Raw genomic sequence first — 20,988 nt, 5'->3', positions numbered from 1 at the left:
CAGATTCTCCTTTAGTGGCTCGCCGCAGTTGCGCCCATTTCGTTGACTTGCTGAAAGGTGCTGAAACGTTCTAGTGCAAACGGTTTAATTAGGCTCGGAGTTTTGCCTGTCGCCACCAGTTCCGCCATGGTTTTGCCGCAAATTGGCGTGGCTTTAAAGCCCCAAGTTCCCCAGCCAGCATCGAGGTAGTAATTGTCAACAGGGGATTTACCCATAATCGGACTATAGTCAGGCGTCATATCGGTAATGCCTGCCCATTGGCGCATGAGTTTGACATTGGCCATAAAAGGAAACATTTCAATGGCATGTGCGAGCAGGCTTTCTTTCAAATCCAAAGTCGAGCGGGTGTTATAGAGTGGATAGGGGTCTGAACCACCACCAAACACAATTTCGCCACGACTGGTTTGTTGCACATAACAGTGCAAAGCCGATGAACTGACCAAAGGTGTTAAGAATGGTTTAAATGGCTGAGAAACCATCGCTTGGAGTGGGAAAGTCTGAATTGGTGCGCGGATTTTGGCTTTTGCCATCAAAATCGAAGATGCCCCTGCAATCGCCTGAACCGCACAGCCACATTGCACTGTACCGCGATTGGTTTTGATGGCTTTGATTTTATTGTTCTCAATCACCAGATCTTGAACTTCAGTGAGTTGATGGATTTCTACACCGCGTTTGGCGGCTTCTTTGGCATACCCCCAAGCCACGGCATCGTGACGTGCAGTTGCACCATCAATATGCCAAAGTCCAGCCAATACAGGCAAATGAGCAGGATCAAGATTCAGACAAGGTACGAGTTCTTTAATCTGCTGGCGATCCAGCATTTCGGTACGCCCACCGAAGTGTTTGTTGACTTCTGCACGTTGGCGGAAGGCTCGTACAGTCGAGTCAGTATGTGCCAGTGTGAGCTGCCCACGCTCAGAATACATAATGTTGAAATCAAATTCGTTAGAGAGATTTTTAAATAATTTGACCGATTCGGCATAAAATTCTACGCCTTCGGAGGTCAGGTAATTAGAGCGAATCACGGCAGTATTACGTGCAGTATTGCCCCCACCCAAATAGGCTTTTTCCAGAACCGCAATATTGGTAATACCATGATATTTAGACAGGTAGTAGGCTGTCGCAAGACCATGCCCACCACCACCAATAATCACCACATCATAATGCGGTTTCAGAGTCGTCGGTGGAGGTAAATCCACTTCGACAGGATATTCAGAACTTAATCCATATTTCAGTAGACTAAATGGCATGAGTCCTCCACAGCGCTAGGCATTGACTTAAACGGAAGTTGAATGAGCTTGTGCATGCTGCAACTGTGCGGCATGTACGGTATTTTTCATTAGGTAGGCAATGGTCATTGGGCCAACGCCACCAGGCACAGGCGTAATGGCACTGACCATCGGCAGGACATCGTCATAGTCCACATCGCCGACCAGACGGTTTTTGCCATTTTCCTGAATGCGGTTAATCCCGACATCAATCACTACCGCATTGGTTTTTAAATAAGATGCGTTGATCATGCGTGGACGTCCGACGGCTGCTACGACGATGTCTCCTAACTGGCAAAGCTGTGCCAAATCCTGACTTTTTGAATGCACCACAGTCACGGTGCAGTTTTCTTTGAGTAGCAACGCTACCATCGGTTTTCCGACAATATTGGAACGTCCAACCACAACAGCGTGCAGCCCAGTCAAATCGCCTAAAGTATCTTTCAGCAGGCGGATACAGCCTGTTGGCGTGCAAGGGGTAAGCACATCACGCCCCTGACTTAACCCCCCGACATTTTCACTGTGGAAACCATCGACGTCTTTTTTCGGGTCAATCCGTTCCAGAACCGCAGTTTCATCAATATGTTTTGGCAAAGGAAGCTGTACCAAAATGCCATGTACGCTTTGATCAGCATTCAGTTCATCAATTTTGGCAAGTAGTTCCGTTTGGCTAAGTTCGGCAGGAAAACGAAATTCCAGTGAGCGAATGCCAACCATCAGGGCTTTTTCGACTTTATTGCGGACATAGACCTGACTTGCGGGGTCTTCACCGACCAAAACCACAGCGAGGCAAGGTGTAATACCTTGCTGTTGCAGAGCTGCAACATCGTGTTTAACTTCTTCAAGTACCTGCGCAGCGGTGGCTTTACCATCGATCACGGTAATTTCAGATGCAGTAAATTGGCTCAGTAAACTCATTTGAACACCACCGTACGATTGTCATTGAGGAACACACGGTGCTCGACAAAGTATTTCACCGCTTTAGACAGGGCGATGGTTTCAGTGTCACGACCAAGAGAGACCAAATCTTCAGGCATATAGGCGTGGTCAACGCGTTGCACGGCTTGCTCAATGATTGGACCTTCATCCAGGTCACTGGTCACAAAGTGCGCCGTTGCACCAATCAGTTTCACGCCACGGTCAAAGGCTTGGTGATAAGGTTTTGCACCTTTAAAACCTGGTAAGAATGAATGGTGAATGTTGATAGCACGACCTGATAACTGCTTGCACAGATCGTTAGACAAAATCTGCATATAGCGTGCAAGAATGACCAGTTCAGTGCCTGTTTCATCGACAATTTTGATCAGCTCTTGTTCCTGCTGTGTTTTATTGTCTTTCGTGACAGGCAAGTAGATAAAGCGAATCCCTTCACGCTCGGCAACTGCACGCAAATCTAAATGGTTGGAAACAATTGCAGTAATTTCAAAATCTAGCTCGCCTTTGTGATAGCGATACAGCAAGTTCAGTAGACAGTGGTCAAACTTACTCACCATAATCAAAACCTTAACAGGCTGATTTTGATTATAAAAAGTGGCTTGCATCTCAAATGCATCACTCACGCTATTAAAGTTTGCTTTGAGCTGTTCAATATCTCCAGCTACGCCAGCATTGAAACGGAACACGGCACGCATAAAGAAATGCCCTGTAGTTTCATCATCAAATTGTGCCATCTCACTGATATAGCAACCATTACTTGCCAAATACCCCGAAACCGCTGCAACAATTCCAGATGCCGCAGGACAACTAATTTTTAATACAAATTGCTCAACTTGGTTGTGTGCCATGGTGGTGCTTCCTCGCCAATGTGGTCTTTAGGAAAATTCCCCTTTAATTTCTTCATGGGAAAAATATTTTCTTCAAGGTAATTTATATAAAAAATTAAACACCGCGTCTAGTATTATTTTGAATTTTTATTTCCTGATAGGAAACTTTTGTGGGGTATCTCATAAGGAGTAGAAGATATATTGATGTGCAATATTTTTTCTTATGAAGAATAAAGCAAAGATTGTGCCGAGATTTTCAACAAACCGAAAAAATTCAGCACATTCGGCTGTATTTAAAATATTGAATCGCTATGATGGGAGAATCATTGAAAATGAGAAGTCATCATGTTTGTGCCAAGCGACCGCCCGAATGATGAATTAGTGCATGCTGTTGTGCAGATTTTGCAGCAAGCCAGTGAGATTATTCGGCAGGAATATTTGAACTTTTGTCAGGGAGAGAAATTTCATGTTCAGACCAAACATGATGATTCACCCGTAACGCAGGCCGACCTGAAAGCCAATCAGTTTATTGAAGCTGCATTGCAAGAACTTACGCCAACGCTGCCACTTTTATCAGAAGAAAATGAACACCATGAGCGGCATGCTTGGTCACGTTGCTGGTTACTTGATCCTTTAGATGGCACGAAAGAGTTTTTGCATCAACGCCCAGAGTTTACGATTAATCTTAGCCAGATCGAAAATGGTAAAACTTCATTTTCTGCAATTGCCATTCCTGCACAGCAATTGATTTATATCGGCTATCTGGATCAGCATCCTTATAAATACGATGCTGAGCAACAGCAATGGTATATTTATCAAATCCCTGAGACCCAGACACTTGAGCCGATTCATGTCGGATTGAGTCATCGCAGCAAGCAACCCGAATATCAGCAGTTTATTGATATTTTGCAGCAACAGCATGCGATTGAAACTTCGCAGGCAGGTAGTGCTTACAAATTCTGTATGATGCTAGAAGGCAAAATTGATTTGTATCCACGTTTTCACCCCACTTCAGAATGGGACACCAGCGCAGGGCAAGGGCTGCTCGAAAGCATTGGCGGTGGTTTGGTCAGTTTGTCTGGGGAGCCGTTTATTTATAATCAGCGTCGCCGTTTACTCAATGATGGGTTTATTGCATTTTCACAACCTGCATATCAGGAAATCGCCTTGAATGTACTTCGCCTAATGACGAAATGACATTGCAGTCCAAAAGCAGCATGATATAGTGGATAAGTAACCACTTGAATCCAGAAGAATGTCTTTACAGTTATTACCTCAAAGCATGTATCAGGCCATTGATTTACTTCCTGATATCACCACACCCGTGACTTTATTTACACGACACTCGGTTCGTGAAGTTGTGGCTGGACAAGGTTTGGCGGGATATGACTTGCAGTTGACAGGTGAGGGGCGTGAACTGGCGCAGGCGTGGGGCTGTTATTTAATTGAAAATACAGGGCGTGTGATTGAACAGTGTATGTCTAGCCCAATTCAGCGCTGTGTCGATACTGCTGCATTAATGATTCAGGGCGCAGATCAGATCACACAGGATGCCAATACCCATCATATTGAAATTGTTGAACAGGGCTTGCTAGTTGAACCTGGGAGCTTTGTGCTGGATATTCAGCAGGCGGCGCCGTATTTTCGCCAGCAAGGTGCATTGGGTTTTATTAACAGTTTTGTGAATAACGCCTTACCTGGCATGAAACACCCGATTACGGGCGTGGTCGATGTTCTGGAACTGATTTATAATGCCCATCCACAGCACAGTGGTGGTTTAACCCTTGCGGTCAGCCATGACACGATTATTGCAGCCATGCTTGCAGTCATGCGAAATCAGACCCAGCTAGAAAAAAGTGACTGGCCTGAAATGATGGAAGGGGTATTCGTCTGGTTTGAAGGTGAAAACTTTGCCGATAGCGTGCTGAAATGGATCTGGCGCGGTAAGATTCATCAGTTGTCCATTCGTGAATTTATCCAGCAAAAAAGCGGATCATGAACCAATAAAAAAGCCCCAAATTTGGGGCTTTTTTATAATGCAAAATTAGTTAGCTAAAGCTTTAACTTGTGCATTCAAACGGCTCTTATGACGAGCAGCTTTGTTTTTATGGATGATGCCTTTATCAGCCATACGGTCGATTACAGGAACAGCTTTTTTGTAAGCTTCTGTAGCAACAGCATAATCACCAGCTGCGATTGCACTTAAAGTACGTTTGATGTAAGTACGAACCATAGAACGCAAGCTTGCGTTGTGTTTGCGCGCTACAACGTTTTGACGCGCACGTTTTTTTGCCTGAGCAGAGTTTGCCACTCTTGCACTCCTTGAAATAGATTGGTCTGGGCGGGCTGAAACAATACTGAAACTACTCAGATTGCCTTCACCAGCCCGTAAACAAGTGCGATATTTTGATGAATCAGCGTTATGAAGTCAAGTATTATCAGGGTTTGATCGACTTTTGCAGTCAAAAAAAGTATAAAATCTAAACATAATTATCGCTGTAGATGAATATCTTCTCATGCAAAAAGTAAAAATACAAAGTGCAATTGTAATTGGAGCAACAGGCTTGATTGGTCAGCAGCTGGTGCAGCAATTGCTACAGCTTCCCGAATGCCTAAAAATCACCCTGATCTTACGTCGTGAACAGATTCAGTACCAAGGAAACAGTAAGATTCAACAATTGGTTCTGGATGATTTTTTACTGTTGAATGAAGAAGATGTCAGTCAGCATACACATGCTTTTAGTTGTCTCGGCACAACTTTAAAGCAAGCAGGTTCGCGTCAAGCCTTTTATGATATTGACTATGGCATCAACATGCATTTTGCCGAGCTTCTACAAAATAAGCACATACATTATCTGCTGATCAGTGCCATGGGAGCATCGCCAGATTCTCATTTTTTCTATAATCGGGTCAAAGGTGAATTAGAGCGTGACGTTCAGGCATTTGACCTCGACACCATTTCTATATTGCGGCCATCGTTACTGATTGGTGAGCGTGAACATCCGCGAAGTTTTGAAGGTCTGGGACAAAAATTATTTCATTGTACAGAACGGTTTTTACCACGATACTATCGCTATAAACCTGTGACCGCATTACAGGTGGCTAAGACTATGGTCGCGGCTGCAATGCTACAAACCGAACACGTTCGAATTTATAATAACTTAGATATACAAAACACAACATGGAGCACAATATGACAGCATTTGTAACTTGTGATTTATTGGATGATCATCCCGACAGTAATATTCAGGTGCTTGGTCCGAGTTTGGACAACAAATTTTTTAAAAGCTATGGTGGTCGTAAAACCTTTGGTGGTGAAATTGTCACAGTCAAATGCTATGAAGATAATTCACGTGTAAAAGAATTACTTGCCAGTGATGGTACGGGCAAAGTGCTGGTAGTGGATGGCGGTGCATCTATGCGCTGTGCGCTCATGGGCGATATGATTGCCGAATCTGCAGTACGTAATCACTGGAATGGCGTGGTGATTTATGGTTGTGTACGTGATGTTGATGCAATGGCAGAGCTAGATTTGGGCGTGCATGCTTTGGCCGCGATTCCACGAAAAAGTAACCGTCAGGGCGTGGGGGTGATTGATATTGCGCTGCATATTGGTGGCGTGATTATTATTCCGGGAAATTATATTTATGCTGATAATAATGGCATTATTATTTCAGAAGAAAAACTGGTAGAGCTTTGATTGAACAGTTTAAATCGAGATTTTTAACATTGTCATCATAACAGTGCGAATAGATCAAAAAAAACAAGTTTAGCCTAATGGGTTGAGCTTGTTTTTTTATTTGAGTATTTTGTAAGATTGGTTTGAACTTGAGTGTTTGAATTGGTTTCTTTCAGCGCTTTGTTAACTATATATTTTTTAAAACAGATTCTCTTTACTTTCGATTTAACCATTTAGTGAATTGTAAGTACTTTATGAGGCTTGTTGTATTCACCTGTTTGTTTGAATTGTCTTGCACTTAATTGGAATGGTATTCAGTTGTCAAGGGTTATTTAGTATATCGCCATACTGAATAATCTTTATATTGCACAGTAATCTCTAACAAAATGCACTGTAATCAAGAATTTCTCAAACCCCAATATACCGAAGCAACATAAATGCCGCGATAGCATGTTGATTTCTATTTTAATTCCAGTTTATTTAATATTATAAATGCTTTGATTGATCCGTTTTTCTTTGTGAGAAAATATAAACGGTGGATCAAATATGACGAACAAAGCCTAAGCATGCATGCTTAAAAAGAGCTTTTAGATAAAGCTGTATAGTGATCTTTTTGATTGAGTTTTTTTATTGGTTTATTTTATATTTTATTGAAATATATTTAAATTTTTTCTACAAATGAATAAGTCAGTCATGCGTGATGATAGAAAATAGATCTAGCGATTCAGAGAATTAAAGATTAATCATAATGCTGTGGTCATTTGTTGAGTATTGGTCTAAGGCTATAATCGATTTATTTTTAGACATAGAACCTATAGTAAGAAATAAAATAAGTATTGGTATTCTATTCGACTTTTTTCCATTCTTATCCTCGCTTAGAGCTGGGTTTATTTCAATAGATCGTCCATTTTCTCTTTATGGGAGAAATGCAAAAAAAGACGTCTAATAAATCAAAACTGATTGATTTATATTTCTTTTCTTGGCTCAAAGTGTTTTATAAATTTAACTTTTAAGGAAAAGTTGATGTCAAATTCTGCTGTAGTTGAGTCAGTTGCCTTAAGATTAAGGCAAGCTGAATTATTACAGGCTGCGATAACTCCTATTCGTTCTGAACTTGGCGGTGAAAGCGCGGATGTGGATGTTGCCTATGCAGTGCAAGAGATTAATACTCAACGTGCATTATCGGAAGGACGCCGTCTAGTCGGTCGTAAAATTGGATTGACGTCTAAGGTTGTTCAAACTCAACTGGGCGTGGACCAGCCTGATTTTGGTATGCTGTTTGCCGATATGGCTTATGGCGACGGTGAAGCCATTCCTGCAGGTTTATTGATTCAACCCAAAGTTGAAGCTGAAATTGCGTTAATCATTAATCAGGATTTAACCCAAAAAGAACACACCTATGCAGACATTATTCGTGCAACCGAATATGCACTACCTGCCATAGAAGTCGTGGATAGCCGTATCGAAAACTGGAAAATCTCGTTGATTGATACTGTTGCTGATAATGCCTCTTCAGCAGCTTATGTTCTCGGTTCACGTCCTGTGAAACTCGAACAGCTAGATCTTGTAAATTGCAAAATGACCATGACTCGCGGCAATGAAGTGGTGTCTCAGGGCGTTGGCAAAGCCTGTCTTTCTAACCCGCTAAATGCCGCTGTCTGGCTGGCAGACGAAATGGTACGTCGTGGTCGTCCACTGCTTGCAGGCGATATTATTTTAACGGGTGCGCTCGGACCGATGGTGGTTGCGAACCCGGGTGATGAATTTCACGTTGAAATCGAAGGTTTTGGTTCAGTAACAGCTGCTTTTGCTGCTGAATAATCTAGTTCTTTAGGGAAGTTGTTCATGAAAAAGATTAAATGTGCATTGATTGGGCCAGGGAATATTGGTACTGACCTGCTTTACAAACTTCAACGTAGTGACATTCTTGAACCAGTATGGATGGTCGGAATTGACCCAACCTCTGAAGGTTTGGCACGTGCAGAAAAAATGGGCCTGAAAACCACCGCTGAAGGGGTTGATGGTTTATTGCCACACGTGATCGCGGATGATATCAAAATCGCTTTTGATGCGACCTCGGCTTATGTCCATGCTGAAAACAGCCGCAAGTTAAATGAACTTGGCGTACAGATGATTGACTTGACGCCTGCCGCGATTGGTCCTTTCTGTGTCCCACCTGTGAATCTGGAAACCTTGCTTGAAGCAGGCGACTTGCCAAACGTCAACATGGTGACCTGTGGCGGACAGGCGACGATTCCGATGGTGGCTGCAATTTCACGTGTTCAACCTGTTGCATATGGCGAAATCATTGCCACCGTATCGACCCGATCTGTTGGCCCTGGTACACGTAAAAATATCGACGAATTTACCCGTACCACAGCAGGTGCGATTGAAAAGGTCGGGGGTGCCAAACAAGGCAAGGCGATTATTATCATCAACCCTGCTGAGCCACCATTAATGATGCGTGACACCGTACACTGTTTAGTGGAAGGTGAACCTGATCAGGCCGCGATTACAAAATCTGTGCAGGCCATGATCAAAGAAGTTCAAAAATATGTTCCAGGTTACACACTGGTGAACGGCCCGGTCTTTGATGGCAATCGCGTATCCATGTTCCTTGAAGTTGAGGGACTCGGCGACTTCCTACCGAAATATGCGGGTAACCTTGACATTATGACTGCTGCTGCTGCGCGTACCGCAGAAATGTTTGCAGAACGTTTACTCGAAACAGTTGAAGCTTAAAAGGATCACCACATGTCTAAGATTATTATTAATGATATGACTTTACGTGATGGTATGCATCCAATGCGCCATCAAACCACACCTGAGCAAATGGTGAAAATTGCCACTGCACTGGATGACGCAGGTGTGCCTCTAATTGAAGTCACCCACGGTGACGGCTTGGGCGGTAACTCGGTCAACTATGGCTTTGCAGCAGCCAGCGATGAAGAATATCTCAAAGCAGTGATTCCACATCTGAAACAGGCCAAAGTCTCTGCACTGTTACTGCCTGGTATCGGAACGGTCGACCATCTCAAAATGGCACATGATGTGGGTGTTGCAACCATTCGTGTTGCAACCCATTCAACCGAAGCCGATGTCTCTGAACAGCATATTACCGCTGCGCGTAAACTGGGTATGGACACCGTAGGCTTCCTGATGATGGCACACATGGCCTCTCCAGAGAAATTGCTCGAAGAAGCACAGAAAATGGTGTCTTATGGTGCCAACTGTATCTATGTGACTGACTCTGCAGGTTATTTGTTGCCACAAGATGTTACAGATCGTGTGGGTATCTTGCGTGCCAACCTGCCAGCAGACGTGGAAATCGGCTTCCATGGACACCATAACTTGGGTATGGGTGTGGCGAACTCGATTACTGCGGTAAATGCAGGCGCAGTACGTGTGGACTTGGCCTCTGCAGGTTTAGGTGCAGGTGCGGGTAATACGCCACTGGAACTGTTTGTTGCCGTGGCCAATCGTATGGGACTGGAAACAGGGGTAGACCTGTTCAAGGTTCAGGATATTGCTGAAGACATTATTATTCCGATGATGACGCATCCGATTCGTGCAGACCGTGATGCAGCAACTTTGGGTTATGCAGGTGTGTATTCATCATTCTTGCTGTTTGCCAAACGCGCTGAAGCTAAATATGGTGTTTCTGCACGTGAAATCCTGCTTGAGTTGGGACGTCGTGGCACTGTCGGTGGTCAGGAAGATATGATCGAAGATCTGGCCTTAACTATGTCTAAGTCTGCTGCGCAGGATATGGCTAAAGTCGGTTAAACACCAAAAAACGAACCTGTTGATTCAAAAAAAGCATCCTTTTTAGGGTGCTTTTTTTGATGGAAAGAGAGTTATTAACAATAATATGAAAGGTTTTAGCTATTAATAAAAACGAAATCCTGAAATAGCTATTTTTATATTGACATAAAAAATCAATTAAATAAGATTTATTTCTATTCTTATTAAATAAAAATTAATATAAAACAATAACTTATTTTTATTAAGTGTAAACACCTACTTGGTGTTATTGTTCATTTATATTTTCTAAATATAAAAGTATAAATTATCGAATTGTCTAGAATAAAATCAACGGAAAGTTTACTACTGTTGTCTGATATTCGATCTTTGACATGTTCTACATTATAGCCCGCTCATTACATTGTTCGGTTAGGAAGTAGACAATGCGTTGTTATGCTTTATGGATGGCTTTTGTTGGTACAAGTGTTGGAATTACCAGTCCTCAGACGTTTGCTGATTTTCTTGAGGATAGTCAAACTCAGCTCAAATTGAAAAATTTTTATTTAGATCGGCAATATGATACTGCATCAAGTAAAAACTGGGGTAGTTGGTCGCAGGGTGTGACTTTAGATACAAAATCAGGCTATGCTGATTTAGGTATGGTGAAAGTTGGTGCTGATCTTTTAGCACAATATGCAGTACGTTTAGATGGACGAGATCGTAATCCAGACTGGGTTTTACCTTATGAAGGAAAGCCAGGAACAGGGAAACAGGCTCGTGAGTTTGGTCATATTGGTGTGACATTAAAAGCGCAAGTTGCACAGACTGAAATTCGTGTCGGTGAGTTACTCCCTGTTACGCCTGTATTGGTTTATGATCCATCTAGACAACTTTTAACGACTTATAATGGTGCTTGGTTAGAATCCAAAGATATTAAAAACACCAAAGTTACTTTGGGTTATATCAAAAGCATAAATGCGCGTTATGAAAACCAGCCTATGGATTTAGGTTTATGGCCAAAAAATCTGTCTAAAGATAGCAAAGTCAATGGAATGTATATTGCTGGGGTTGATTATAGATTTAACCAGAATGTACAAGGTTCTTATTTTTATGCAGATGTCGATAATATCTATCAACAAAACTATTTGGGCTTAAGTTATAAAGAAAACTTAAACAAGGATACCAAATTAGATACCCATATCCGTTTTTTTGATAATCGCCAGTCAGGGGATGCTCTGTATGGAAAAATTGATAACCAGGCTTTATCTTTAGGAACGACATTTACCTATAAGAATCAGACGATTGGTTTAGGTTATCAGCAAATGTTTGGTAAACAAGGATCTAATCCAAGTGCTGCAACTGGTGCGCCATATTTCCCAACATTAGCGGGTTGGGTACCACAGCCGTATTTGGATAACTGGGGTGTCGCAAGTTTTGTTCGTAAAGACGAACAATCATTCGGGATGACTTATAGTTATAATTTTGCTGGCTGGGGAATCAATGGCTTAAAAGCAACTGCCAAATATTGGGGTGGCTGGAATATTGATTCACATTATGAAAGTAATGGTGTGAAATCAGGTCGAGGAACAGAGGATGAGTTTAACTTCATTTTAAACTACGTTGTGCCTGAAGGTAAATTTAAAGGTCTAGGTTTCGAATGGATGTATATTAATGTCGATTGGCATAATGTACAGGGACAGATCAGCAGTTTGAAAGAAAACCGAATTGCGACAACTTATACCTATAAATTCTAATTTTTAGGGTAACTGTAATGCTTTTTACAGTTACTCTAACCAGCAATGGCTTTACAGAGCCATTGCTTTTTTATTATTTCTATTAACTCTTATTTAATAGATTTCTTTCATAATTGCCGATACTCTCTTTATTTTTCTCCCATAGGGAAAAATAAAAAGTACTTATGAAAGAAATTTAATAATTTGATCACATATAAAGCTTAAATTTAAGTTATTCCTTTCACTAGCTCATCATATTTCTCTTGTACTTTATGGGTATATATTTCAATTTTGCTCGTGGACAAAATAAAAAAGGTTTCATCCATGATGAAAAAGCCTATTCTGTAAAAAAAGAAAAAGGATGATATACATCCTTCTTCTTATACTTAGGTCTATAAATATGATCGAAATACTATCTAAAATCTATAACTATCAACTTTAGTCTCGATTAATATTGAGGTAAAAAACTTTATTGAGTAGCTCAATAAGTTTCTTGATGCCCAAAGATTCGGATTCTTTTCGGTAACTTACAAATAAATCCAGATAAGGTAATTCAACTTCTAAAGGGCGAATTACGGTGTTATTGACCGTCAATGGTTCAATATAAGCTGGTAAAATTGCACAGCCCAAGCCCATGCCAATTGAATTAATATTAAAGAGAATATTATCCGCTTTTTGTACAATATTAAATTTAATATTATGGGCTTGTGCGAATTCTAAAATCGTATGGTGCAGAACTGCAGATTGTTCAACAGCAGGAATAATAAAATCAATACCATTCAATGCTTTTACTGGAATACGGTCATATTTGGCTAACGGATGATCTTTATGCAATAGAAAGATCAGAGGTTCACGCAACACAAACTGACTTTGAATTTCATCGTTATTCAGATTCTCTCGTATAAAAGCAACGTCTAATTCTCCTTTCTTGAGCGCATCAATTTGGTTGGTATTGTTCATGCTCAATAATTCAATTTTTAAATCAGGATTTTGTACTCTAAGGTTTGGTAAAACATAAGGAAATACTTTCATCTCTGCAACAGGCACAAAGCCAATCGTGAGGAGGTGCTTTTTTGATTTTGCGACTTGTCGAGCCATGGTGACAGCCTTGTCTGCCTCGGCTAAGGTAATTTTTGCCCGTTCTAAAAAAACTTTTCCTTCTTCGGTTAACTCAACTTTACGCTTGGTTCTATGCAGCAGCTTTACCCCGACATATTCTTCGAGGTCTTTAATTTGCTGGCTTAAAGAAGGTTGAGCTGTATATAACTTGAGTGCAGCTTTACTAAAGTTCAGCTCTTCTGCAACCATAATAAAATAGCGAAGATGACGTAATTCCATAATGGCAATAATCCTAAAAATGCTCGTTTATTTCAGTCAATCTGTTGGTATAAATACCTAAACCAAGCAAAAATCCATTTCAGTAGCAAAAAAAAGTGTATTAAAAAAGTTGGCTATAATTTAGTATAAAAAAGAATAAAGAATTATTCATAAAATATCTAAAATAAAACTTATAAAATATTTCACTTATATGTCTTAAAAAATCATTATCAACGCCAACAGATTCCACCATCTTTTGATTTGATGGCGGCAGCAGGAGAGCGATGATCATGAGTGGAAAAATTGATGTGCGTGAAATCGATGCCTTAGTCGATGCACAAAATGGACGTATTTCACCCTCTATTTACACTGACCCTGAATTATATCAACTTGAATTAGAGCGTATTTTTGGGCGTTGTTGGCTATTTCTTTGTCATGAAAGCCAGATTCCGAAGGCTGGTGACTTTTTTAATACTTATATGGGTGAAGACCCGATTATTGTCGTCCGTCAAAAAGATGGTTCAGTTAAGGCATTTTTGAACCAGTGCCGTCACCGTTCTATGCGCGTGAGTTATGCAGACTGTGGGAATACCCGTGCATTCACTTGCCCATACCATGGCTGGTCTTATGGTGTTGATGGTTCTTTAAAAGATATTCCATTAGAAAATGTTGCTTTTCCAAAAGGCTCATGCAAAGGGAAATGGGGCCTTGTTGAAGTCAATCGTGTTGAAATCTATAAAGGTTTGATTTTCGGTTGCTGGGCAGAGGATACACCTGATCTACGTACTTATATGGGAGATATCGCTTGGTATCTCGATGCGTTGATCGATCGTCGTGAAGGCGGTTCAGAAGTTATTGGTGGTATCCATAAATGGGAAATTAACTGTAACTGGAAATTTGCAGCAGAACAGTTTGCTTCAGACCAATATCATGCACCGTATTCACATGCTTCTGCAGTACAGGTCTTGGGCGGTAAACCAGGTGATGACTCAAGTAAAACACTTGGTGCAGCACAAACGGCACGTCCAGTGTGGGAAACCGTTAAAAACTGTGTGCAATATGGTCAACGTGGTCATGGTTCAGGCTTTTTCTTAACTGAAAAACCAGATGCTAACTTCTGGGTAGATGGTCAGGTTGCTGATTATTTCCGTGAAACTTATGAAGAAGCTAAAGAACGTCTTGGTGAAATTCGTGCCTTACGTCTTGCGGGACATAACACCATGTTCCCAACCTTGTCTTGGCTAAACGGTATGACCACTATGCGGATCTGGCATCCACGTGGTCCAGACAAAACTGAAGTTTGGGCATTTTGTATTACAGACAAGGCTGCACCACAACATATTAAAGAAGCGATGGAGCTGAATGCTTGTCGTGCATTTGGTCCTGCAGGTTTTGCTGAAGCAGATGATGGCGAAAACTGGATTGAAATCCAGAAAGTTCTTCGTGGTTATAAAGCGCGTAATAGCAAGCTGATTATGGAAATGGGTCTGGGTAATGAAGAGCTACGCGATGACGTGCCTGGTATTACTAACCATATTTTCTCGGAAACGGCTGCACGCAGTATGTATCGCCACTGGGCAAACTTGCTGATGCATGAAAAATGGGAAGATGTAGAAAAAGCTACAGCAGCGTATGAGCAAAGCCTTTTGGCAAAAAATGATTCGGCTGTTGCTATCGCAGATGAAACGGAGCTTGCGAAATGAATCAGGTCGTTGACGTGTTAAAACCACAACCAGTATGGCGTTCTATTGGGTTAGAGCTTTACCATGATATTAGCCAGTTTTTATATGCCGAAGCACAATTGCTAGATGACTGGAAGTTTCGTGACTGGCTAGATATTTTGAGTGAAGACATGCTCTACACACTCAAAACAACGACGAATGCTCAAACTCGTGACCGTCGTAAAAGTATTGCGCCGCCTTCAACTTGGATTTATCACGACGATAAATTTGTGTTGGAGCGTCGTATTGCAAAATTAGAAACTGGCATGTCATGGTCGGAAGAGCCTCCATCACGTACCCGCCATCTTATTACTAATATTCGGGTAGAGCCAACTGAGCAAGCAGATGAATATCTGGTATATAGCAACTATTTGCTTTATCGCTCGCAAAAAGAAAAAGACGTATTGATTTATGTGGGGAAACGGGTTGATTTAATCCGTAAAAATGAAGAGAGCAGTTTAGGCTGGAGCATTGCTAAACGTGACATCACGCTCGATCAGGCAACTTTAACATCCCACAACATTACGGTGTTTTTCTAATGAATAAGATATTCGTTTGTCAGGTTGATGAACTTGATGAAGGTGAAGCATTAAAAGTGGACTGCGGTGTAGGCGATATTGCCGCACTTGCTGTCTTCAATTTTAATGGCGAATTTTTTGCGATGAATGACAAGTGTAGCCATGGCAATGCCTCAATGTCAGAAGGCTATCTGGAAGACGATGGTACTGTAGAGTGCCCGTTACATTCATCTCGTTTCTGTTTAAAAACTGGCGTACCGCAATGTGTGCCAGCGACTGACCCGATTCAGACTTTTCCTGTCGTCGTTGAAGATGGTGCTTTATTTGTCGAACTCTCAGGAGTGGCATAATGGGCTGGTTGCAAGGAGAGGTCGTACTGATTACAGGCGGCGGTTCGGGACTTGGTCTGGCACTGGTAGAACGTTTTTTAAATGAAGGCGCGCAGGTTGCTGTGTTGCAGCGCTCTCAGTCCAAAGTTGACGAACTGATCGCTCGCTTTGGTGATCGTATTGTTGCGGTGACAGGTGACGTTGCTCGATATGCCGACAATGTTCGTGCTGTTGAAGCGACAGTGGCACGTTTTGGCAAACTCGACTGCTTTATTGGTAATGCTGGAATCTGGGATCACTATGCCGATGTTGTCAATATGTCAGGCGAGCAGCTAGAAACGGCATTTGATGAAATCATGAGTATTAACACCAAAGGTTATTTGCTCGGTGCTAAAGCAGCACTGAATGAATTGTTAAAAACCGAAGGTTCCATGATTTTCACCTTATCAAATTCTGCATTTTATTCATCAGGTGGTGGGCCAATTTACACTGCATCAAAACATGCTGGTGTTGGTTTGGTGCGTGAACTGGCGTATGAACTGGCACCTAAAATCCGTGTCAATGCTGTTGCGCCTTCGGGCATGAATGTCAATGTCAAAGGTGCAGCATCATTGGGGCAGGAAAATCTTGGACTGCTCGATGCGCGTGATCCTGAGCGGATTGGTCAAGGTATGCCACTCAAATTCTTACCTGAAGCAGAAGATATGACAGGTTCTTATGTTCTGTTAGCTTCTCGACAAAATAACCGTCCATTATCTGGCGTATTTATTAATGCCGATTGTGGTCTAGGTATTCGTGGTTTACGTCAGCCCAATGCAGGCTTCTTTGACGTTTAATCCTAAAGGTCTAGTCCTCTAGACCCACATAGATCGCCTGTTGGCGATCTAGTTTTTGGAGTTCAACATGGCTGTTAAACTGATTTGTGCATCTCATAGCCCACTGATGGAGTTCGCTTCACCGATTGAGAAGCGTCAGGAAGAAGTTGTTCGTGCAACGTTTAAGGCTTTGGCGGCTGAGTTAAAGCAATATGATCCAACCCTGATTATTACTTTTGGTCCCGATCATTTTAATGGTTTCTTTTATGACCTGATGCCAAGTTTCTGTGTTGGCCTTCGGGCTACTGCTGCAGGCGATTGGGATTATGGCCCAGGAAAACTCAATGTACCTGAGCAAACCGCGCTACAACTTGTGCGCCATGTCCTGAATGAAGGTGTTGATGTTGCATTTTCTTACCGAATGCAGGCAGATCATGGGGTCACTCAACCCTTACACTTTTTATGTGAAGGACAGCTTGATCGTTACCCGACGATTCCAGTTTTTGTCAATGGTGCAGCAGCGCCACTGCCAACCACAAAACGTGCGATTGCGCTTGGCCGTGCTGTAGGCTCATTTATTCAGTCTCTTAACCTTGAAAATGAACGCGTACTCATTTTGGGCACTGGAGGATTGTCGCATGATCCACCAACACCACAAATGGGGTCTGTACCTCCAGAAGTGGAAGAATTCCTGATTGCAGGTCGCCACCCGACTACAGAAGCACGTAACGCTCGTCAAGCCAAAGTCATTGCTGTGGGGCAACGTCTTGCTGCAGGTGATACTTCAGTTTCAGTTCCACTCAATCCAGAATGGGATAAACAGCTGTTAGATATTTTTCAAAATGCTGATTTTGAAGCTATTGAAAAAATGACTGAAGCCGATATCCGTCGTGAAGGTGGACGTGGTGGACAAGAGATTCGGGCATGGATCGCCGCTTTTGCAGCGCTTTCAGCATTGGGTGACTATGAAATGAAAGTTCATTGTTATGAAGCCATTTCAGAATGGATTGCGGGTTTTGGCATTGTCACAGCCAATTTGAAATAAAGGACAAAACATGAGTATTCAAACCATTGTAATTGTAGGCGCAGGTCAAGCGGGCGCAAGTGCAATTTTAGAGTTACGCGCACAGCAATTTTCTGGTGAAATTATTTTGATCGGTGATGAACCTCATCTACCGTATGAACGTCCACCGCTATCTAAAGACGCAATTTTACAGCCAGAGCAAACCAAGCTGGAAATTCTCTCTGAACAAAAACTTGCCGAACTCAATGTCAAAGTGATTCGCAATAATGCTGTAGTCAAACTTCAGCCTGAAGCACATCAGCTTGTTTTACAAAGTGGTGATGTGATTCATTATGACAAATTGCTATTGGCAACAGGTGGTTCAGCACGCCGTTTACCGATGTTAGATGCTCTAGGTCAACATGTTTATACTTTACGGAATCTTGAAGATTCACAGAAACTGATTCCTGTATTGCAACCTGAGAAACGCATCTTGATCGTGGGTGGTGGCGTCATTGGTTTAGAGTTGGCTTCTAGTGCCCGTGCAAAAGGCTGTCAGGTCACAGTACTTGAACAGGGTGCAATGGTCATGGGTCGTTGTTCTCCACTCAATCTGAGCCAATTTTTACTGCAACAGCATCAACGTGCAGGCATTGACATTCAACTGAATACCAAACTGGTACAGGCTGAATTGCGTGACCAAGAAGTGATTCTCACCTTGGAAAACGGCCAGCAGTTGACGGGTGATGTCGTTATTTACGGAATTGGGATTGTACCCAATGCTGATTTAGCACGTGAAGCAGGTCTCGATGTCGATTTTGCCATTCGCGTCAATCAGTATTGCCAAACCTCTGATCCTGATATTTATGCGGCTGGTGATGTTGCAACACAGTTGGTCGAAGATGAGCAGTATCGTCGTATTGAAACCTGGGAAAATGCCAACAAGCAAGCGGGAATTTTTGCGCGTCATGTCATGGGTAATCCATTGGCGCAACAAACTCCTGCATGGTTCTGGACAGACCAGCTTGATATGAACTTTCAGTTTGCTGGCGATATGACGGCTACAGAATGGCATATTCGTGGTGAGATGGATATTGAGCAGGGTAGAAATGCCAGCTTTGTGATGTTCGGAACGCGCAACGGAATTCTGGTTGCGGGCATTACTGTCAATCAAGCAAAAGAAATGCGCCATTTGAAGAAAATGATTGCGAAAGCACAACCGTTTGATGCAGAAACATTGCTGAATCTCGCGATTGATTTACGCAAGGTTGCCTGAGCTCAATCACAACAGGCTTACATGTAATCAACCCATGCTGTTTTAGGCATGGGTTGATTGATTTTATGGATATGATTCATGTTTATGTCTAAGGGATCGACGTCTTTTACCCACATTGCAATTTATGCCACCCTTGTCCTGATCTGGGCAGCAACGCCATTGGCAATTGTATGGAGTGTGCATCAGGTTTATCCGCTGTGGGTTTTAATTATTCGCTATGTAGGTGCATCTATTTTAGCGGTTATTTTGCTCATCATCTTTCGTAATCCCTTGCCACTAGATCGTCAGTCACTCACGAGTTATGTCGCAGGTAGCCTAAATTTAATCGGTGCTCAACTTTTTATTTATCTGGCAGCTCGTTATTTAACCTCGGGATTAATGGCTTTGTTATTTGGGTTATCACCATTAGTTTCTGGGCTGGTCGGGCATTTTATTTTAAAAAATCAGCATCTCGTTCTCATACAATGGGGAGGCATGTTAATGGCGGTCTTGGGTTTGATTGTAGTTTTTGCGGATCAAACTGGAAATCAGGTACAGCCGATTGGTATCGTATTAATTTTCATCAGTATTATTTCTTATATTAGTTCTATATTTTGGGTCAAGCATATTGCAGCGCCACTCACGCCGATATCACAGGCCACAGGCTCTTTGCTGGTTTCAGCATTGGCATCTTTACTGTTGATTCCTTTTATTTATCAGCATATGCCAAGCCACCTTCCTGACTTACACAGCATGCTTGGCTTTGCATTTACGATATTATTTTCATCTATTATTGCGATGCTGTGCTATTTCTGGCTGATTCGGGAATTAAAGCCTGCAACCATCGCCTTGAGTAATGTGATCACACCGATTATTGCTTTAATTTTAGGTGCGGTATTTAACCATGAACAGCTTAATGTAAGTGCATGGTTTGGTGTCATGCTGGTTGTGATCGGGATTCTTTGTTATTTCAGAAAAACCTAGCTTGGCTGAATGATTATGATGGATCGATAAAAGCCGTTTAATCGTCACAAAGGTGGTGTGTATACAAGTTTTTGATTTATTCTGTTTTTATTGTTGATTGATCATCAAACATGCTGATTTTTGACTCAAACTGGTAATAAGGAAATAAAATGAAAAAACTTGTATTACTTATGATGCTCGCGACAGCAACCACAGGTGTATTTGCGCAGCCCCATCATTATAAAAAAACAGTGCACCACAAAACATACAAACACCATGTGCATAAGCATAAGAAAGAGACTTGCTGGCGTACAAACACTCATACGGGTGCAAAATTTAGAATTTGCTAATCATTAAAAAATAGAAAATTATCTCCGCTACTGTTAAATATTTGTTGATACAGTAGCGGGGAATTTTCGCTTTTTATCTCTCTATTTGATCTAATATCCTACAAGCTCAACCCCGATTTTTTCTTAAGCTAAACAATGATCAATAATAGAAAATCACGATTACTCACTTCTATGTATAAATTTTTTCATCCTGCTTTAGCTCATTATTTGTCTGTCTTTCACAGGGAGCGAAAGTCTAAATCAAAGATGCTTAATGTAAACTGGTTATGAAAATAAAAATAGCTATAAAACAATTGGTAAAATAATGGATATTTTTTTAAAAAATAACTGATTGAATTAATTTGTTTTTTAAAAAATCTTTGATTTTTATTGTCTAGGTGCATAAAATTGAGTTATGCTAAAATTTGTTTATTGTTTAGCCTGTTATGTGAAATGTTGTAGTAACTGTATGTTTAAAAACACGACTTGAGGTGTACTTTTCGTTGCTCACCCAGTTTGATGCAAACCCTCTCAGAGGGCGAGAAGTGAAA

General features: G+C 41.6%; 20 protein-coding genes. 15 read left to right on the top strand and 5 right to left on the bottom strand.

What is annotated here, in order from left to right; genetic code table 11:
• Window positions 1–11: 11 nt before the first annotated feature.
• From P255_RS07415 to purU, 3 genes are read right to left on the bottom strand one after another with little or no spacing between them, the layout of a single operon-like run.
• On the bottom strand, window positions 12–1,250 hold the full coding sequence (locus P255_RS07415; protein WP_004900843.1) for an FAD-dependent oxidoreductase: 1,239 nt from the start codon (window positions 1,248–1,250) through the stop codon (window positions 12–14).
• Between the two features lie 27 nt (window positions 1,251–1,277).
• Window positions 1,278–2,186: a bifunctional methylenetetrahydrofolate dehydrogenase/methenyltetrahydrofolate cyclohydrolase FolD gene (gene folD / locus P255_RS07410; protein ID WP_004900845.1), complete on the bottom strand. Its 909-nt coding sequence runs from the start codon at window positions 2,184–2,186 to the stop codon at window positions 1,278–1,280.
• A complete protein-coding gene (purU, locus tag P255_RS07405; protein WP_004900847.1) occupies window positions 2,183–3,052 on the bottom strand; it encodes a formyltetrahydrofolate deformylase in 870 nt (289 codons plus the stop codon). Before purU ends, folD begins: the two co-directional genes overlap by 4 nt.
• A 324-nt stretch (window positions 3,053–3,376) precedes the next feature.
• Here purU and P255_RS07400 point away from each other — a divergent pair, with 324 nt between their 5' ends.
• Window positions 3,377–4,228 carry a 3'(2'),5'-bisphosphate nucleotidase CysQ family protein gene (locus P255_RS07400; RefSeq protein WP_004900849.1) on the top strand — a complete coding sequence of 284 codons (852 nt, stop codon included), beginning with the start codon at window positions 3,377–3,379 and terminating at the stop codon, window positions 4,226–4,228.
• Window positions 4,229–4,286: 58 nt separating this feature from the next.
• On the top strand, window positions 4,287–5,030 hold the full coding sequence (locus tag P255_RS07395; protein WP_004900850.1) for a histidine phosphatase family protein: 744 nt from the start codon (window positions 4,287–4,289) through the stop codon (window positions 5,028–5,030).
• A 45-nt stretch (window positions 5,031–5,075) separates the two neighbouring features.
• Here P255_RS07395 and rpsT read toward each other — a convergent pair whose 3' ends face one another.
• The gene (rpsT, locus tag P255_RS07390) at window positions 5,076–5,342 is read right to left on the bottom strand and encodes a 30S ribosomal protein S20 (protein WP_004900852.1); all 267 of its coding nucleotides are present in this window, start codon (window positions 5,340–5,342) and stop codon (window positions 5,076–5,078) included.
• A gap of 205 nt (window positions 5,343–5,547) precedes the next feature.
• Between rpsT and P255_RS07385 the strand changes: the two genes are divergently transcribed.
• From P255_RS07385 to P255_RS07355, 6 genes are all read left to right on the top strand, one after another.
• Window positions 5,548–6,228, top strand: coding sequence for a Rossmann-fold NAD(P)-binding domain-containing protein (locus tag P255_RS07385; protein WP_004900853.1), 681 nt, complete (start codon window positions 5,548–5,550; stop codon window positions 6,226–6,228).
• Window positions 6,225–6,731, top strand: a complete 507-nt coding sequence (gene rraA, locus P255_RS07380) for a ribonuclease E activity regulator RraA (protein WP_004751805.1) — start codon at window positions 6,225–6,227, stop codon at window positions 6,729–6,731. The genes P255_RS07385 and rraA overlap by 4 nt, the downstream gene beginning before the upstream one ends.
• A gap of 1,002 nt (window positions 6,732–7,733) precedes the next feature.
• Entirely contained in the window at window positions 7,734–8,531 is a 798-nt protein-coding gene (mhpD, locus tag P255_RS07370; RefSeq protein ID WP_004900855.1) for a 2-keto-4-pentenoate hydratase, read from the top strand.
• A 24-nt stretch (window positions 8,532–8,555) separates the two neighbouring features.
• Window positions 8,556–9,452 (top strand): acetaldehyde dehydrogenase (acetylating), encoded by an 897-nt coding sequence (locus P255_RS07365; RefSeq protein ID WP_004900856.1) that lies wholly within the window; start codon window positions 8,556–8,558, stop codon window positions 9,450–9,452.
• 12 nt (window positions 9,453–9,464) lie between these two features.
• On the top strand, window positions 9,465–10,496 hold the full coding sequence (gene dmpG, locus P255_RS07360) for a 4-hydroxy-2-oxovalerate aldolase (RefSeq protein ID WP_004900857.1): 1,032 nt from the start codon (window positions 9,465–9,467) through the stop codon (window positions 10,494–10,496).
• A 401-nt stretch (window positions 10,497–10,897) separates the two neighbouring features.
• Window positions 10,898–12,208 (top strand): OprD family outer membrane porin, encoded by a 1,311-nt coding sequence (locus tag P255_RS07355; RefSeq protein WP_004900859.1) that lies wholly within the window; start codon window positions 10,898–10,900, stop codon window positions 12,206–12,208.
• A 417-nt stretch (window positions 12,209–12,625) separates the two neighbouring features.
• Here P255_RS07355 and hcaR read toward each other — a convergent pair whose 3' ends face one another.
• On the bottom strand, window positions 12,626–13,525 hold the full coding sequence (gene hcaR / locus P255_RS07350; RefSeq protein WP_004900863.1) for a DNA-binding transcriptional regulator HcaR: 900 nt from the start codon (window positions 13,523–13,525) through the stop codon (window positions 12,626–12,628).
• Between the two features lie 269 nt (window positions 13,526–13,794).
• Here hcaR and hcaE point away from each other — a divergent pair, with 269 nt between their 5' ends.
• The 7 genes from hcaE (at window position 13,795) to P255_RS07315 (ending at window position 20,129) form a co-directional block, all read left to right on the top strand.
• Complete coding sequence (hcaE, locus tag P255_RS07345) at window positions 13,795–15,207, top strand: 3-phenylpropionate/cinnamic acid dioxygenase subunit alpha (RefSeq protein ID WP_004900865.1); 1,413 nt, start codon at window positions 13,795–13,797, stop codon at window positions 15,205–15,207.
• Entirely contained in the window at window positions 15,204–15,764 is a 561-nt protein-coding gene (gene hcaF / locus P255_RS07340; protein WP_004900868.1) for a 3-phenylpropionate/cinnamic acid dioxygenase subunit beta, read from the top strand. The genes hcaE and hcaF overlap by 4 nt, the downstream gene beginning before the upstream one ends.
• Window positions 15,764–16,093 (top strand): 3-phenylpropionate/cinnamic acid dioxygenase ferredoxin subunit, encoded by a 330-nt coding sequence (gene hcaC, locus P255_RS07335; protein WP_004751817.1) that lies wholly within the window; start codon window positions 15,764–15,766, stop codon window positions 16,091–16,093. Before hcaF ends, hcaC begins: the two co-directional genes overlap by 1 nt.
• The gene (gene hcaB / locus P255_RS07330; protein WP_004751818.1) at window positions 16,093–16,908 is read left to right on the top strand and encodes a 3-phenylpropionate-dihydrodiol/cinnamic acid-dihydrodiol dehydrogenase; all 816 of its coding nucleotides are present in this window, start codon (window positions 16,093–16,095) and stop codon (window positions 16,906–16,908) included. Before hcaC ends, hcaB begins: the two co-directional genes overlap by 1 nt.
• A 67-nt stretch (window positions 16,909–16,975) precedes the next feature.
• Window positions 16,976–17,932 (top strand): 3-carboxyethylcatechol 2,3-dioxygenase, encoded by a 957-nt coding sequence (locus tag P255_RS07325; RefSeq protein ID WP_004900872.1) that lies wholly within the window; start codon window positions 16,976–16,978, stop codon window positions 17,930–17,932.
• Window positions 17,933–17,942: 10 nt separating this feature from the next.
• Window positions 17,943–19,166 (top strand): 3-phenylpropionate/cinnamic acid dioxygenase ferredoxin--NAD(+) reductase subunit, encoded by a 1,224-nt coding sequence (gene hcaD / locus P255_RS07320; protein ID WP_004900874.1) that lies wholly within the window; start codon window positions 17,943–17,945, stop codon window positions 19,164–19,166.
• 84 nt (window positions 19,167–19,250) lie between these two features.
• The gene (locus P255_RS07315) at window positions 19,251–20,129 is read left to right on the top strand and encodes a DMT family transporter (protein WP_035365320.1); all 879 of its coding nucleotides are present in this window, start codon (window positions 19,251–19,253) and stop codon (window positions 20,127–20,129) included.
• Window positions 20,130–20,988 lie beyond the last annotated feature (859 nt).

The organism is Acinetobacter brisouii CIP 110357 (assembly GCF_000488275.1).
Lineage (GTDB): Bacteria > Pseudomonadota > Gammaproteobacteria > Pseudomonadales > Moraxellaceae > Acinetobacter > Acinetobacter brisouii.
The sequence above is the reverse complement of the archived record's forward strand: the minus strand, read 5'-3'. Positions and strand labels throughout refer to the sequence as shown.

Bases quoted from the DNA above. Each gene is read 5' to 3' on its own strand.
- folD (WP_004900845.1), bottom strand. From the start codon at position 2,186: ATGAGTTTACTGAGCCAATTTACTGCATCTGAAATTACCGTGATCGAT.
- P255_RS07365 (WP_004900856.1), top strand. From the start codon at position 8,556: ATGAAAAAGATTAAATGTGCATTGATTGGGCCAGGGAATATTGGTACT.
- P255_RS07395 (WP_004900850.1), top strand. From the start codon at position 4,287: ATGTCTTTACAGTTATTACCTCAAAGCATGTATCAGGCCATTGATTTA.
- hcaC (WP_004751817.1), top strand. From the start codon at position 15,764: ATGAATAAGATATTCGTTTGTCAGGTTGATGAACTTGATGAAGGTGAA.
- hcaE (WP_004900865.1), top strand. From the start codon at position 13,795: ATGAGTGGAAAAATTGATGTGCGTGAAATCGATGCCTTAGTCGATGCA.
- P255_RS07385 (WP_004900853.1), top strand. From the start codon at position 5,548: ATGCAAAAAGTAAAAATACAAAGTGCAATTGTAATTGGAGCAACAGGC.
- P255_RS07355 (WP_004900859.1), top strand. From the start codon at position 10,898: ATGCGTTGTTATGCTTTATGGATGGCTTTTGTTGGTACAAGTGTTGGA.
- mhpD (WP_004900855.1), top strand. From the start codon at position 7,734: ATGTCAAATTCTGCTGTAGTTGAGTCAGTTGCCTTAAGATTAAGGCAA.
- P255_RS07315 (WP_035365320.1), top strand. From the start codon at position 19,251: ATGTCTAAGGGATCGACGTCTTTTACCCACATTGCAATTTATGCCACC.
- hcaD (WP_004900874.1), top strand. From the start codon at position 17,943: ATGAGTATTCAAACCATTGTAATTGTAGGCGCAGGTCAAGCGGGCGCA.
- rraA (WP_004751805.1), top strand. From the start codon at position 6,225: ATGACAGCATTTGTAACTTGTGATTTATTGGATGATCATCCCGACAGT.
- P255_RS07325 (WP_004900872.1), top strand. From the start codon at position 16,976: ATGGCTGTTAAACTGATTTGTGCATCTCATAGCCCACTGATGGAGTTC.
- P255_RS07415 (WP_004900843.1), bottom strand. From the start codon at position 1,250: ATGCCATTTAGTCTACTGAAATATGGATTAAGTTCTGAATATCCTGTC.
- hcaR (WP_004900863.1), bottom strand. From the start codon at position 13,525: ATGGAATTACGTCATCTTCGCTATTTTATTATGGTTGCAGAAGAGCTG.
- hcaB (WP_004751818.1), top strand. From the start codon at position 16,093: ATGGGCTGGTTGCAAGGAGAGGTCGTACTGATTACAGGCGGCGGTTCG.
- purU (WP_004900847.1), bottom strand. From the start codon at position 3,052: ATGGCACACAACCAAGTTGAGCAATTTGTATTAAAAATTAGTTGTCCT.
- P255_RS07400 (WP_004900849.1), top strand. From the start codon at position 3,377: ATGTTTGTGCCAAGCGACCGCCCGAATGATGAATTAGTGCATGCTGTT.
- hcaF (WP_004900868.1), top strand. From the start codon at position 15,204: ATGAATCAGGTCGTTGACGTGTTAAAACCACAACCAGTATGGCGTTCT.
- dmpG (WP_004900857.1), top strand. From the start codon at position 9,465: ATGTCTAAGATTATTATTAATGATATGACTTTACGTGATGGTATGCAT.